Source organism: Paenibacillus sp. MB22_1 (assembly GCF_047200555.1).
GTDB classification, from domain to species: Bacteria; Bacillota; Bacilli; order Paenibacillales; family Paenibacillaceae; genus Fontibacillus; species Fontibacillus phoenicis.
Genome location: NZ_JBLADV010000002.1, coordinates 1,205,380 through 1,219,316, shown reverse-complemented (window position 1 = coordinate 1,219,316; position 13,937 = coordinate 1,205,380). Strand labels below are relative to the sequence as shown.

The 13,937-nt window shown below is 49.9% G+C and carries 12 protein-coding genes and 2 pseudogenes; 10 read left to right on the top strand and 4 right to left on the bottom strand.

Going from position 1 to position 13,937, the window contains the following annotated elements:
* Nucleotides 1-19 precede the first annotated feature (19 nt).
* The 5 genes from ACL02P_RS17540 (at nucleotide 20) to ACL02P_RS17520 (ending at nucleotide 4,694) form a co-directional block, all read left to right on the top strand.
* Nucleotides 20-1,048 (top strand): ABC transporter ATP-binding protein, encoded by a 1,029-nt coding sequence (locus ACL02P_RS17540; protein WP_036644087.1) that lies wholly within the window; start codon nucleotides 20-22, stop codon nucleotides 1,046-1,048.
* Nucleotides 1,045-2,760 (top strand): ABC transporter permease, encoded by a 1,716-nt coding sequence (locus ACL02P_RS17535; RefSeq protein ID WP_009223406.1) that lies wholly within the window; start codon nucleotides 1,045-1,047, stop codon nucleotides 2,758-2,760. The genes ACL02P_RS17540 and ACL02P_RS17535 overlap by 4 nt, the downstream gene beginning before the upstream one ends.
* 47 nt (nucleotides 2,761-2,807) lie before the next feature.
* Nucleotides 2,808-3,584, top strand: a complete 777-nt coding sequence (locus ACL02P_RS17530; RefSeq protein ID WP_009223407.1) for an endonuclease/exonuclease/phosphatase family protein — start codon at nucleotides 2,808-2,810, stop codon at nucleotides 3,582-3,584.
* 35 nt (nucleotides 3,585-3,619) lie between these two features.
* On the top strand, nucleotides 3,620-4,384 hold the full coding sequence (locus ACL02P_RS17525) for an MgtC/SapB family protein (protein WP_009223408.1): 765 nt from the start codon (nucleotides 3,620-3,622) through the stop codon (nucleotides 4,382-4,384).
* A 163-nt stretch (nucleotides 4,385-4,547) separates the two neighbouring features.
* Nucleotides 4,548-4,694 carry a hypothetical protein gene (locus ACL02P_RS17520; RefSeq protein ID WP_260070432.1) on the top strand — a complete coding sequence of 49 codons (147 nt, stop codon included), beginning with the start codon at nucleotides 4,548-4,550 and terminating at the stop codon, nucleotides 4,692-4,694.
* A gap of 198 nt (nucleotides 4,695-4,892) precedes the next feature.
* Here the strand turns inward: ACL02P_RS17520 and ACL02P_RS17515 are convergent, their stop codons facing one another.
* Nucleotides 4,893-6,386 carry a peptide MFS transporter gene (locus tag ACL02P_RS17515; protein WP_412837791.1) on the bottom strand — a complete coding sequence of 498 codons (1,494 nt, stop codon included), beginning with the start codon at nucleotides 6,384-6,386 and terminating at the stop codon, nucleotides 4,893-4,895.
* Between the two features lie 558 nt (nucleotides 6,387-6,944).
* Nucleotides 6,945-7,916, bottom strand: coding sequence for a helix-turn-helix transcriptional regulator (locus ACL02P_RS17510; RefSeq protein ID WP_009223410.1), 972 nt, complete (start codon nucleotides 7,914-7,916; stop codon nucleotides 6,945-6,947).
* A 99-nt stretch (nucleotides 7,917-8,015) separates the two neighbouring features.
* Between ACL02P_RS17510 and ACL02P_RS17505 the strand changes: the two genes are divergently transcribed.
* Nucleotides 8,016-8,501 (top strand): GyrI-like domain-containing protein, encoded by a 486-nt coding sequence (locus ACL02P_RS17505; RefSeq protein ID WP_009223411.1) that lies wholly within the window; start codon nucleotides 8,016-8,018, stop codon nucleotides 8,499-8,501.
* A gap of 21 nt (nucleotides 8,502-8,522) precedes the next feature.
* On the top strand, nucleotides 8,523-8,990 hold the full coding sequence (locus ACL02P_RS17500; protein ID WP_009223412.1) for a hypothetical protein: 468 nt from the start codon (nucleotides 8,523-8,525) through the stop codon (nucleotides 8,988-8,990).
* Between the two features lie 84 nt (nucleotides 8,991-9,074).
* Here ACL02P_RS17500 and ACL02P_RS17495 read toward each other — a convergent pair.
* Nucleotides 9,075-9,299, bottom strand: a pseudogene (locus ACL02P_RS17495) (ester cyclase); the annotation flags it as partial.
* A gap of 72 nt (nucleotides 9,300-9,371) precedes the next feature.
* Nucleotides 9,372-11,762 (bottom strand): glycoside hydrolase family 16 protein, encoded by a 2,391-nt coding sequence (locus ACL02P_RS17490; RefSeq protein WP_412837790.1) that lies wholly within the window; start codon nucleotides 11,760-11,762, stop codon nucleotides 9,372-9,374.
* 180 nt (nucleotides 11,763-11,942) lie between these two features.
* On the opposite strand from ACL02P_RS17490, the pseudogene ACL02P_RS17485 reads away from it, so the two are divergent.
* From ACL02P_RS17485 to ACL02P_RS17475, 3 genes and pseudogenes are all read left to right on the top strand, one after another.
* Nucleotides 11,943-12,104, top strand: a pseudogene (locus tag ACL02P_RS17485) (sigma factor); the annotation flags it as partial.
* Nucleotides 12,105-12,116: 12 nt separating this feature from the next.
* Nucleotides 12,117-12,395, top strand: a complete 279-nt coding sequence (locus ACL02P_RS17480; protein ID WP_232282230.1) for a sigma factor-like helix-turn-helix DNA-binding protein — start codon at nucleotides 12,117-12,119, stop codon at nucleotides 12,393-12,395.
* 102 nt (nucleotides 12,396-12,497) lie between these two features.
* The gene (locus ACL02P_RS17475; RefSeq protein WP_260070427.1) at nucleotides 12,498-13,889 is read left to right on the top strand and encodes an MATE family efflux transporter; all 1,392 of its coding nucleotides are present in this window, start codon (nucleotides 12,498-12,500) and stop codon (nucleotides 13,887-13,889) included.
* Nucleotides 13,890-13,937 lie beyond the last annotated feature (48 nt).

Sequence of the window (13,937 nt, the reverse complement as noted above, 5' to 3'; positions counted from 1 at the left end):
AATAGAAAAGGTGAACGTGATGATCACATTTCAAGATATACAAATTCATTTTGGAGATTTCCATGCCATTAAGAACTTTAATCTGAAAATCAACGAGGGGGAATTTTTCACCTTTTTAGGCCCTTCAGGCTGTGGTAAAACAACCATTCTTCGAAGTCTAGCAGGTTTCATATCCCCATCTGGCGGCAGAATTCTATTAAACGACAAAGATATTACACATGCTCCTATTGAAAAACGCGGAATCGGTATGGTGTTCCAAAGCTATGCGTTATTTCCAACGATGACGGTGTACGAAAATATTGCATTTGGTAAGCGCGTCAAGAAAGCATCAAAGGCCGAAATCGATCAGGAGGTCCGAGACATTGCTCGTAAGGTCGACCTAAAGGAAGAACAGTTGCACAAGCGAGTCTCGGATTTGTCGGGCGGGCAGCAGCAGCGTGTAGCGATTGCCAGAGCACTCGTATTAAAGCCGTCGATTTTGGCCTTGGATGAGCCGTTGTCGAATCTGGATGCGAAGCTGCGCGTCCAGCTCAGAAATGAATTGAAGGAATTGCAAAAGCAGTTTGGCATCACAACCATCTATGTGACCCATGATCAGGAGGAAGCGTTAACGTTATCCGACCGGATCGCCGTTTTCAATAATGGGATTCTGGAACAAGTGGGTACGCCTTATGAGATCTACAATTCATCTAAAACCGAGTTTGTATGTAATTTCATCGGCGACATTAATAAGTTGGATCCGGGATTGATCGCTAACAGCCCCTTAAAGGAGTTCGTTCCACGGAACAAAGTTGCCTATATCCGCAATGAGAAGGTGAATCTATCGCCCGTGTCAGGCAGCGATGTTGTGCGCCTGAAGGCGAAGGTCGTGGATCGTGAATTTTACGGACTCTATAGCAAGTATGTGCTGGAAATGGCGGGCGGCAGTTTGCTAAAGACGATCGAAAAGGAAAGCGGTCATGTGGGGCATGAGGTCGGAACGGAAACCGAAGTGTACATTCGACTTGCGGATATTATGCAATATGATCGGACGGAGGGAGGGAATTGAGCGTACAAACGTTAAAGCACAGATTCCGATCCATTCATTATGGACAGCTTCTATTATATGTCCTGCTGGCCTGGTTCATTATCGCTTTTCTCATTTACCCGAACCTGAACATTTATTATGAGATCTTCTTCAAAAATGGAAGCTTCTCGCTGGATGCCGTTCACAAGCTCTTGTCATCGAAACGTGCAATGTCCAGCTTATCCAACAGTTTTATATTAGCGATCTCCCTAGTGATTACGGTGAATGTTGTTGGGATTACGTTAGTCCTGCTAACGGAGTATTTTCAGATTAAGGGAGCGAAAATTTTAAAGCTAGGTTTCTTTACCACCTTGTTGTACCACGGGGTTGTTGTAGCATCGAGTTACAAGTTTGCTTATGGCGAAAATGGATTTATCACGAAAGTGTTATCCGCTCTCTTTCCGGCTTTTAACACAGGCTGGTTTCATGGGTACTGGGCTGTTCTCTTTGTAATGACGTTCGCCTGTACCTCGAATCACATCTTGTTTTTGGGGAACGCCATCCGCAAGGTGGATTTTCAAACCATTGAAGCCGCTAGAGGCATGGGGGCGTCTACCTTTTATATTTTGCGGCGGGTTGTGCTGCCCGTATTAAAGCCAACGATCTTTGCTCTGACGATCCTCACCTTCCTTACAGGACTTGGGGCGATGTCGGCTCCGCTTATTCTCGGCGGTACGGAATTCCAGACGATTACGCCTATGATCTTGACGTTCTCGAAGAGTTCAACGTCTAAGGATCTGGCCGCATTACTGGCCCTTGTTCTAGGCCTAGCAACGATTATCTTGCTATCGATCATGATCCGGTTTGAGAAACAAGGCAATTATATGTCCGTGTCTAAAGTCAAATCCGTATTGGTCAAACAAAAGATTAATCATAAGTTCGGTAACTTCATCACTCACTTGATCGGGTATGTGTTATTTGTGATTTACTTAATTCCGGTAACCTTAATTGTCATCTTCTCATTTACCGATTCCCAAAGCATTGCTACATCGACGATTCATTTCGATAGCTTTACGCTGGAGAATTACGGCAGATTGTTTACCACGATGAGCGCGTTTAAGCCTTACTTGGTAAGTATTTTGTATGCTGCGGCAGCGTCAGTAGTAGTGGTGGCCCTTGCATTATTTGCATCCAGAATCCTGCACAAACACAAGAATAGCAAGCTGGCAGCAGCGCTGGAATACTCCTTGCTGATTCCATGGGTTCTGCCGTCCACGCTGATTGCCATTGGCTTGGTGGTCACTTATAATGTGCCGCGCTTAGTGACGGGGAACACGGTACTTACCGGTACGCTTTGGATGCTATTGATTGGTTATGTCATCATCCACATCCCGTTTACGATGCGAATGGTCAAAGCCTCTTTCTTTAGTTTGGACAGCAACTTAGAGGATGCTTCCAAGAACCTGGGGGCCAAATCGTTTTATACCTTCAGAAAGGTGCTGCTGCCGATCATCTTGCCGTCCACCCTCGCTGTCTTTGCGTTAAACTTTATTAAAATATTGGACGACTACGATTTGACCGTTTTCTTATATCACCCCGTGTATCAGACACTGGGAATTGTGATCAAGAGCAGTACGGACGCAGAAGCAGGGGTTGCGGCGCGTGCGATGTCACTGGTTTATTCTGTCGTGTTGATGATCATGTCTGGAATTACGATGTACTTTGTTTACGGTAGAGGTAATAAAGATAAATAAGCATCACTAGAATCTGGCGTGGATGTTCCCAGAAGTGGAGGAAATCAATGTTTGCGAAAATTATGACTTTTAACTTAAGACTGAATGTGGCGTCAGACGGGGAGAATGCATGGCCGTATCGTACGAAGGCGGTGGCTGAAGTGATTAAACGCCATGATGCGGACATCATTGGCATTCAAGAGGGTCTACATGACATGCTTACGGACTTGGAGCCGTTACTTCCGGAATATGCTTGGATTGGAGAAGGCCGGGAAGGCGGGAACAAAGGCGAATATGCTGCCATTCTGTATAAAAAGAAGAATTGGACTGTAGGAAAGGCGGGGCATTTCAGTTTATCGGAAACCCCGGAGGAGTTAGGTGCGAGAAGCTGGAGCACTTCCCACCCGCGCATGTGCACTTGGGTGACGTTTAAGTCGCAGACGGGCGCTGAATTTGCTGCGTTTAATACGCATTTAGACCATATTAGTGAAGAAGCTCAACAGAAAGGTATGGAATTAATTCGAGAGCGAATGAAGGAATTTCGTACGCAGACGGGTCTTCCGGTCGTGTTAACGGGCGATTTTAACGTTGAACCGGCAAACGCTGTCATTACGGGATTGGAGCAGGAGGGATATCGAAATGCTTATTCCGTTCTGCAGCAAGAGAAGAAGGAAGTGGGGGCGACGGTTCATCACTTTTTAGGTGGCGAATCCGGAGAGCCGATTGATTATATCTTCGTATCCCCTGACTTGCAGATCCAGAACGTTAGGGTCGATCGAGAGCTATATGAAGGACGATATCCTTCGGATCATTATCCCGTGATCGCCGAGGTGTCACCGTTGTAGTGACCATGACGAGTAGATAAGGGGATGTCTTTGCGATGAAGCTGATTGACGCGGGTTTGTGGAACATTTCCTATGTGGACTTATCGCTGCGAATCGTGATTTCGCTTCTGTTAGGCGGCTTGATTGGGTTAGAACGGGAATGGCATAACCATGCAGCCGGTTTCCGTACGCATATTCTGGTCTGCGTAGGGTCAACGATGATTATGCTGCTGTCCATTTATGGGTTTGGTGACTTTTCCAACGAATATAACGTTCGGATGGACCCGGCGCGGCTGGCTGCTCAAGTGGTATCCGGCATCGGCTTCCTGGGCGCGGGGGCCATCATTCGCAACGGCTCCAGTATTTCAGGGTTAACGACGGCGGCCTCCATTTGGGTTGTGGCAGCGATTGGCTTATGTGTAGGGGCGGGCTTCTTTTTTGGAGCGGTGCTTGTGACAGTACTGGTCATTATTATTCTGGTGCTGCTCAATAAGTTTGAGAAGAGCTTCCATAACAAACGCAGCCGAAATGAAGTGACCGTTCGGATCCTGAATAAGGAGGGCGGCGTCGCTAAGGTTGCGGAATTGTTCGAGCAGGAGGGACTGCTCATTGTGCATATGTCCTTAGACGCTCCTAACGATGATCAAGAAGATGAAGGCGTACGAACGCTGCGAATCAAGCTGCATAAGCCGCGCTCAAAGGATCTGCTTCGGGTATTCGATAAGCTGCTTGCTCTGGATTGCATCCATTCCTTTGAAACGGCTGAGGCGTTGAAGTCGCATCCGGCGCATTCCAGCGTGTCCGCCTCCAGAATGTTATAATGAAGGTCAAGGGCTATCCCTCTAGGGATAGCTCTATTTGTTGTTACAGATGGTCTGCAGCCGCGGAGGATGAAATTCAAACGATGTTTAATCGCCAAAGGTTTCAAAGGATAAAGTATAATAGATAAATACATCTTAGGAACTCTAGAGGAGTGAACCCACTTTGCTGACGGACCCCGCTCTCCTGGAAGGGGTATGGGACTTGCTGTGCCGTTACGATCATGAATTTATCCCGCCCTTATCCGCTCGTGAGCATACCTACCAGTCCGATCTGACCGCTGGCGCAGCGGCAACCACTTTACTGAAGTGATACTTTGAAAGGTTAAAGGAACAAGCGTTTTTGCTGGTACTGGATCGAGAGCAAGTGATCGGATTTATGTCTTTTCGCCCTCATTATGTTTTTGAACATGCGGACGAGCGTGAAGGGATTGGGGTAGGTCAATGCACGCAAACGGCGATCCTCCGTTCTTGGAGAATCGCCGTTTTTGTAATTTTGCGTGGTTTATTTTTAATGGATTCCTTTCATAAACCCCTGAATTTTCGAGGAGAAAGCGAAGAGCAGGATGCCGAGGACAATGGCCGCTCCTCCAATGACCCCAAAGTACGCCATTTCTGTGGCAGGCGAATAGAATTTAACCACTTGCGCATTGATTGATTGGGCTGCCGCACTGGACAAGAACCATAAGCTCATGGTCTGGGCGGAGAAGGCGGAAGGCGCCAATTTGGTCGTCGCCGACAGCCCTACCGGAGACAAGCACAACTCTCCCAGCACAACGATGAAATAACTCAGCACGAGCCATAGCGGATTCACCAAGGAATTCTCGCCGCCAAAGTAAGCCGGCAAAAGGATCACCAGGAATGATAAGCCGGCGAACAACAAGCCCAAAGCGAATTTCTTTGGAATCGAAGGCTGCCGCTTGCCCAGCTTGAGCCAGAACCAGGCAAAGACAGGGGCCAGGGTAATAATAAATAAAGGGTTTAACGATTGGAACCAAGCCGGCGAAATATGAAATCCGGCATAATCCAATTGCGTCCGCTTATCTGCATAGTTCGCCAGGATGGTAGACCCTTGTTCTTGAATCGCCCAGAACATGATTGCCGCAATAAACAGCGGAATATACGCGATCAGTCTGGAGCGCTCCACCTTGCTCGTTCGTGGACTGCGGTACATGGCCACAAAATAGGCAGTGGGGACCAAGAGCCCCAGGATGCCGACGATCACGATAAACGAATCGAAGGTTAACCAACCGGGCGGGATGGTAATGGCGACGATCACCGCAAGAAGCAATACGCCGAGGCCGATTTGCAGGAACACTTTCCTGCGTTCCGCCGGTGAAAGCGGGCTAGGAACGATCGTGCCGGCGAGGCCGAGATTTCTTTTTCGAGTTAAGACAAAAATAGCAAGTCCAAGGAACATCCCCACGGCGGCAATGCCGAAGCCCAGGTGGAAATTGTAATCCAGGCCGACGGTACCTACGATCAGCGGAGCGATAAACGCCCCCAGGTTGATCCCCATATAGAAGATGCTAAAGCCTGCATCCCGGCGCTGGTCATGCTCGCTGTAAAGCTCGCCGACCACACTCGATACGTTGGGCTTCAGCAAGCCTGTCCCCAAGACGATGAGCACCATGGACACAAAAAATAAGGGGACGCTTTCCGGGATCGCCAAGGCGATGTGCCCCAACATAATGAGGATGCCGCCGTAAAATACCGCTTTCGACTCACCGAAGATCCGATCCGCGAACCAACCGCCAATAATGCCGGACATGTACACCAGGGAGCCGTAAATGGACATAATGGCGAGAGCCACGCTCTCCTCCATGCCAAGTCCGCCTCGACTCAATTCGTAATACATGTAGTAGGTCAGAATGGCTTTCATTCCATAATAGGAGAACCGCTCCCAAAACTCCGTGAAGAACAGAGTGAACAATCCCTTGGGATGTCCAAAAAATCCTCGTTGCGGAACGCTCTCCACCACTTGTTGTTTGGTTAAATCCGTCATGCTGTCATATCCTCCCTAAGCGGCAATCACTATAAGAATACCCCGTATCACCCATTTTCAACTGGATACGGAAAATATAGTATAGCATAAGGAAGCTGGGCTTAACTATACAATGGGTTTCTCACAGCCACCTAAAAAATATCGCCGTCCCCAATCCCTACTCGGATTTGGACGGCGACTCGTTTTCGAGCTGCCCTCGGGACAGCGTGTTCTATCTGTTGGGAGCGGTTGTTGAACTTGCAGCGTTCAGGCTCTGATCGAGCAGTCGCCGACTAGCTCGAAAGGTTGCTGCGACAACGAGGATGCCGACGAGGAGCGTAACGACGCTTGCGACATGCAGCGCGGATTGGGCTCCCGAGACAAAGGCGTTGATGATGGCGGCTTGTTGATCAGGGGCCGCGGTAATGGCATCCGCGACCGTGTGAGGGACTGAATCTTGCTGAAGATTTGCCGGTAGATGCCGGGTAAAGGATTCGGTTAATACGGTACCCACGATCGCGACGCCAAGGGCGCTCCCGAGTTCTATCGTCAGCGCAATTACGATTGCTTTGAGCGCTTTTAGAAGAACAACTGCTCCATCTCCTTACCTCTCTGACGCAATCCTTCCATGACTTCTTCCGGCACTTTTCTGAATTCCAGGTCTTCCCCCAGGAACAGCAGCCAGTTGATCGTCTCAGTTAGCTCCTCGGGTTCGTTGGCTTGGACAACCATCTTCATCATGGCGGTGGTTTGATACGGATTGGTATAGGAAATGAATGCTTTTAAGGGATGATATTTTTTGTATTGGGCAATGGCACGGGGGCCGAGTTCAAGGATCAGGTTGTATGCTTCCTCTTGCTTGCCAAGGAGCTCCAAAATCTTCTTCCGGCTCATTCGCTTCTTAGGGGAGTAGAGCTCGACTTGGGTGAGTTGGTCAACGGAGAACATTCTCCTCTTCTCTTCCTGTAAATCAAAGACTTCCATCCACCACAGACTTTTCTCATGATAAAGGTGTAAGAGAAAAATAGGATACGAGTTGATTCCCTCCCCTTCTTCAAGGGTAATCCATAAATAGCTGTCGAGAAGCAGGTGTCGGATCAGCTTCTCCAGCATTGGGTGAGGGAGATCCGAAAGCTCCAGCAGGTCGGGATTATGCGGGTTGGTCCCTTCAAAGAGCAGAATTTCATCCAGGAGCAGGAGATCGTCCTGCTGGTTTTTCGAGATCAGCCCCAGCAATTTTTCAGCCAAGGACTGGCGGCTCTTGAGATACGGAAGCTGGGCGTTTCTTGTGGCCATGAAGGCGATGAACAGCGCTTTGACCTCGTTATCCGTAAACCGCACGGCGGGCAGGATCGAGTTGTGCATCACCGAATAGCCGCCGTCCCGTCCAACCTCAGCAACGAGCGGCATTCCCAAAGCTTCGATTTCGCGGATGTCTCGGATTGCCGTCGAGCGGGAGATGTTAAATTCCTGCATAATTTCCGTGATAGTAAAGTGGGACCGGTTGTTGATATAGCGCATGATGGTATTAATCCGTTCAACTTTTTTCATCGGGGCTCCTAAACAGGTTCATTTTTTGACATGATTTAAAGTTATGATAAACCCATCAAGAACAGAAAACAAATTTTAAATGAGAGTAGGTTTTGAAACATGGCAAATTATGTTTTGGAAGAGAAGGATAGCTTTACGGTATTTGGGCTGGGTACGGAATTAAAAAGTCATTACACGGATTTCGCCGGCATCAACAAGGAAAAGTCGAGCTTCTGGCAAGCCGTCACCGAGGACGGCCGACTCGATCAGCTTAAAGCGATCGCGGAGAACGACTACGTCTTTGCCGTAAATGAAGCGGTCAATAACAAAATGATGTATTACGTCGGCGTATTGAGCCGCGAAACGCTGCCGGACTCGGAAGACTCTCGGGTCATTCAATTCCCGAAGGGGGAGTACCTGATTGTCAAAGGGGAAGGCACAACGGCGGATGAATTCAGTAATCAGCTGGCGGGGATCGCTTTTGGCCAAGTCCTGCCGGAATTGAATCATGTCGCTTATGTTGGTGGGCCAAACGCCTCGGTATTGATGGAGCAAGAGAATGGTCGCGTCGTGGGAGAAATGTGGATCCCCGTCGTAAGGAAATAGAGAAGAAGAGGAGGGTTAAGCATGTCCTATGTCGTTGATTTCAAAAATGTATCCACCATCGGTTTAGAATCCTCTCCTGTAGCAGAGGCGTTAGCCGGGCTGCGAGCCAATGAGGCGCGTTATTTTATGAACAAATATAAGCATGTGTTTACGGTTGAACCGGCCAGCGAAAGCCAGGAAACCCTGGATTATGTGAACCGGATATTAAAAGAAGAACGGGGGATCGAGTTCTCGGCGAAGCCGTTAGAAACGTCGTTTTTTCAAGTGGAAAACATCCGGTGGGCGTTCGTCTTCTATGAGGATGGCTTAGGGGTTAACGTCATGTACACCTTGGACGATCCGAAGAAGCGGGCCGTGGGATTTAAGCTGTCTGAAGGGATGGAGGTCCCTAAGGAACTGGAGGAGAAGAAGTTTAAGTTTGCCCGACAGAAGTCGAAATTGGCTGGTACGATCCGGGGCTCGTTCTTCGTGATTAAGGGCGAGTATTAAAAAAAGCTGAAAGGAAGGCCGTTCAACGTGAGCGGCCTTTTTCATCTTCCGCGACAAGGGAGCGGGATCAAAAATTTGAGCTTCAATCGCCGCTTTGTCGATGACGGACCACACCTGCTTGATTTTCCCGTCTTCGTACTTGTAAATGACATTTTCATAGAACAACACACTTCTGCCATTGACAGGTAGACCCAGAAATTGCCCCTTGGGCGTGACATCAAAGCGTAAGCGGCTCGAAATATAAGGCGGCTCACTGTTTAGATAATCCCCCAAATCCCATTTATTGTATTCGACGAACTTCGTACGCATGCAAAAAGAGAACCAGGGCCCCCGATAGGGAGCCCTAGTATTGATGATTGGCTATTGAGCAGTCTCACCGGTTTATTCCGGCGTTCCTTGTGTAACCCCATGAATGTAGGTTTGCCACGGGGTATCCAGCGCCCCTTGCCCGGGGTTATAGGTGAAGAAATACTCCACCACATCCCCTTGGCTCAGGTTGTTAACCGCATAGGTATAGTTGCCGTTCCCCACCGGGGTCATGGCGACATTGAGTTGCACACCGTTATTGATCTTATAATGCAGATCCGCAAAAGTCGCGCCGTTGACGTAGAACAACAGGTTATCGCCGGTTTTCTTCAGCCCCTTCACTTGATCGCCGATCACAATCGTGGAGGGCGTGCCCGGATCTCCCGGGTTTCCGGGATTCTGACCGCCGCCGCCATTGCCGTTGTCCTTATAGACGCGCACATAATCGACTTGCATCGTTGCCGGGATATCGCCAGGTCCTGGGGCGATGCCGCCGTCGAAGTTCCCGCCGATGGCCAGGTTCATGATGAGATAGAACGGCTGATCGAAAGGTGCGTTCGGGTTGTTTGGTGCTGCCGTGGAATACCATTGATCCCGGGTCGCTTTGAAGAAGAACTTGCCGTCTACATACCATTTGATGTTGTCCTCTTCCCAAACGACGGAGTAGACATGGAAGTCATTGGCGATGGTTTGCCCGGATGGGAAGTGGTATTCGCCGGAAAGATGCGTATTGGCCGGCCATTGTCCGCCGAAGTGAATGGCGCCGGAGGAGATACCAGGCAGACGCCCCCGAGCTTCCATGACGTCGATTTCACCGGAAGCGGCCCAGGTGCCGTAGGCTTGATCCTGCGGCAGCATCCACAGCGCCGGCCAAATCCCGTTCCCCGTAGGCAGCTTCGCGCGGAAATCCACTCGGCCGTATTTCAACGAGAAGTGATCCTTGGTGTTAACCTTGCCGGAAGAATATTGCGCATAACGATTTGGATCCTGCGGGAAGGATTTAGGGTCATTTAACGCCCGGATATTTAGGTTTCCATCCTGAACGAAAATATTTTGCGGGCTGTTCGTGTAATGCTGCAGCTCCGCATTGCCCCAACCCCAGGTGCCCGGATCGTCATTGAGGTAATATCCTTGTTCATAATTCCACTTGCTCATATCTAGCTGGGAACCGGTAAATTCATCCTGCCAGATGAGCGTCAAACCGTCAATGTTCGGATTGCTTGGCGTGCTGAGCGGAATATCCTCTTGGTCGAATTCATCCGGCCGCGGGGCGTTAGGATTGCCGATGAAGGTATACGTGACGTAGTTGTTGCCGACGTTACCGCCCTTTTGCCCATTTAGAGGATATCCGATACGGATTTGCATATCCTGTTGGATCGGTTGGAACCACAGGCCATAGATGTAGTCGGCCCAATAGCCCCATTGATTGGCGCTGGATAAGTTATTGTAACCATTCGCGGAATAGACGAATCCGCTTTGGCTGGAATCGGCGAGATCAACCCACTGACCGTTGACGTTGATCTGATAAACGAAATTCTCCAGCTCCGAGGCAATGGGAGCGCCTCCGTCGATTTTCGGCAGGGGCAACCCGATGGCACCGCTTTCATTTGCAGTGAACGTCGTTCCCTCATAAGGAGTCAGGGTATACGAATTTCTTACCGGTTCATTAAAAATAATCGTATACACGAGGTTCACTGACGAAGTTTTCGATTCCAATTTCACGTTGATGGACTCCGTGACGTTAAACCAGTAACCCCCGCCGCCATCGGTGAATTGGCCGAAGTTCTGGTCATAGATCCAGCCGCTGGCCGGATTGTTATCGATATCGATCCAGGTGCTGCTGTTCACTGGCTTCACATACGCCTTCAAATCGTCGGCAACCGCGGCATAAGGAATAGACGGATCGTTATTGAACACGGGATAGGTGAAGCCAGCCCCGCCCGTAAATCCTGCGGTAATAACCGGACCTTGCGTTGGTGTCATCGCCGTGATCGTGGTTTTGTTGATATTTTGAAAGACGAGAGTGTAATTAAGCGTAACCCCGTTTGCTCTGGAGTACAGTTGAATCTCTGTGGTTGCGGAAAGGACGAACCAATAACCGTTAAAGCCGCTGTCACTCCAGTGCCCCCAGTTCTGGTTGTAGACAAAGCTGCTGACACTGTCGATGTCGACCCAGTTGCCATTAACTTTCACTTTGACGCCTAAATCCTGCACCACATCGCTCCAGGTAGCCGAACCGCCATTAAAAATAGGCATAACAAAGCCGTAGCTCGCTTGTCCGACCCCCGACTTGGTGATGACCGGCCCGTCTGCCGGTGAGAAGTAGCTCATCGAAGTAATCGTTGTCCCTGCTGCCTGAGCCTTCGGCGTCGGCACGAAACTGACGCCAACTGCCATGATGACCGCCAGGAGCAAGCTGAATACGTTTCGAGCGAGCCGCCTTTCTGCAAAGTGAGTCCGTTTCATAAATACCCTCCCTTTATTATCCTCATCCTCCCAACCTATGCACACCAAGGAAAATACTTACTTACATGGGAGAACGCTTTCATTCTAACAATCCGGTCATCTGATGAGTAGGCACCAGATTTCGGGTGAGGTGCTCTTTTTTTGGGGGAGAAACCAAGTAACGAAAATTTTAAATAATTTGTGGAAGGGGACCTTCCTCTGAAAGGGATTCGGGAGGGGGAAAAGAATATAATTAAAGGTTCCTCACTTTTTTCCAGCTGGAGCTCGTTCCGGCAGGAATCCTCGCCGAAGACATGGATCTATCGGATCGCCTCCAACCTCTGTCTGGATAAACTGAGGCAAGCGAAACGTCGGGTGCTTCCCGTCGATCTGTCCGATCCGGCGAGCTCCATCGTGGAACCTCGGGAGACGTTGCCCGATTCCACTTGGATTTGGCTGGCCCCTGATTTTGGTGAAAATCCCGAGGAGGCGCTCATCCGCAAGGATACCCTGCAACTCTGCTTCATCGCGCTTCTGCAGACTTTGCCTCCTCGTCAACGGGCCGTATTGATTTTGAAGGATGTCTTTGACTGGTCGTCCAAGCAAATCCTAAGAAACGAAACTGGCACCCGACGGGGTACCTTTTTTCTTTAGGGCAACTTGTCTAAACATAATTTTTCCCATAGACGGATCAGTTGATGAGAGCTACACTAGGGAAGGCGACAAAGAATTCACCTAGTAGGAGCTTGTAAAAACGTGACTTTAACTGAACGTATACCATCATGGAAGAAACTTAGCCTATTTGCCGTGACCTGGCCGATCTTTATCGATTCGGTGTTACGGATGATGCTTGGCACCGTCGACGTGTTTATGCTCAGCCGAATTTCCGATACGGCTACCGGGGCGGTGGGCTTAGCGAATGAGATTATCTATTTCTGCATTCTGATGTTTGGATTTGTTGGCATCGGGACGAGTGTGGCCGTCTCCCAGTATATCGGTGCTGGGCGAGAGAAAGAAGCGAGCCGCGTCTCGGCGCTTGCGATTTCGATGAACCTGATCTTCGGGATCTTCGTCAGCCTGGTCCTCGTTGGCTTTGGAGAGCCGCTCCTGCGGTTGCTCAACCTGAATGAGGAACAGATTGGCATCGCCAGCCATTATCTGAAGATCATCGGCGGCTTTATGTGGATCGAGGCGCTGTCTTACGCAGTATCGTCGGTCATCCGTTCGAGCGGCAATACCAAAAGCGTCATGTATGTAACGCTGGGCGTGAATCTTCTCCACGTCACCGGCAACTATCTGCTGATCTTCGGGAACCTCGGCTTTCCGGAAATGGGCGTGACCGGTGCGGCGATCTCGACCGTCGTCAGCCGTTTTGTCGGCATCATTGTTCTGTTCTTCATTTTGTATCGCCGGGTTCCTGCTCCGATTCACGGGAAGGACTATGTGACTTGGAACGGGACTTATGCGAAGCAGATTCTAAGCGTTGGGCTGCCGGCGGCGGGAGAGCATCTGGCTTGGCAATCGCAGTACCTGATGATCATGGGTTTCGTGAACATGATTAGCATTACCGCCCTAAATACGCATGTTTACGTGATGAACATTTCCAACTATTTTATGGCACTGGCCGCGTCGATTGGGGCAGGGACAGAGATTATCGTCGGTCAAATGGTTGGAGCAGGGGAGATGAAGGCCGCCTATAAGCGACTGATGAAAAGCGTACGGATCAGCTTCCTGCTCACCTTGGCCATTGTTGGTGCGGCTTCGATCTTCCGCCATGACCTCATCGGTTTGTTCACCGAAGATCCTGCGATTATCGCAACCGGAGCTAGCATCTTCCTGCTGTCGATCGTGCTTGAACCTGGCCGGACCTTCAATATGGTCATCATCAATTCGCTGCGCGCCGCCGGGGATGCGCGGTTCCCCGTCCTGATGGGCGTATGCTCGATGTGGGGCGTCTCGGTTCCGCTGGCCTACCTGCTGGGCATTCACCTGGAGATTGGACTCCTTGGGATATGGATTGCATTTGCCGTGGATGAATGGCTGCGCGGACTGATCATGCTGCTTCGCTGGAGAAGCCGGGCTTGGGAGAAGAAAGCGCTCGTCAAGCCGGTTTCCGCAACGGAGGAGGCGCTCGGGGCCTCCGCTTAAACCTTATATAAGCAAGAGAAACAAGAAAGGGGACGTCCCTCCGTCATC

Excerpts from the sequence above, each read along its gene's own strand:
- ACL02P_RS17490 (WP_412837790.1), bottom strand. The coding sequence starts at position 11,762 with ATGAAACGGACTCACTTTGCAGAAAGGCGGCTCGCTCGAAACGTATTC.
- ACL02P_RS17540 (WP_036644087.1), top strand. The coding sequence starts at position 20 with ATGATCACATTTCAAGATATACAAATTCATTTTGGAGATTTCCATGCC.
- ACL02P_RS17500 (WP_009223412.1), top strand. The coding sequence starts at position 8,523 with ATGTCCTATGTCGTTGATTTCAAAAATGTATCCACCATCGGTTTAGAA.
- ACL02P_RS17505 (WP_009223411.1), top strand. The coding sequence starts at position 8,016 with ATGGCAAATTATGTTTTGGAAGAGAAGGATAGCTTTACGGTATTTGGG.
- ACL02P_RS17525 (WP_009223408.1), top strand. The coding sequence starts at position 3,620 with ATGAAGCTGATTGACGCGGGTTTGTGGAACATTTCCTATGTGGACTTA.
- ACL02P_RS17510 (WP_009223410.1), bottom strand. The coding sequence starts at position 7,916 with ATGAAAAAAGTTGAACGGATTAATACCATCATGCGCTATATCAACAAC.
- ACL02P_RS17530 (WP_009223407.1), top strand. The coding sequence starts at position 2,808 with ATGTTTGCGAAAATTATGACTTTTAACTTAAGACTGAATGTGGCGTCA.
- ACL02P_RS17515 (WP_412837791.1), bottom strand. The coding sequence starts at position 6,386 with ATGACGGATTTAACCAAACAACAAGTGGTGGAGAGCGTTCCGCAACGA.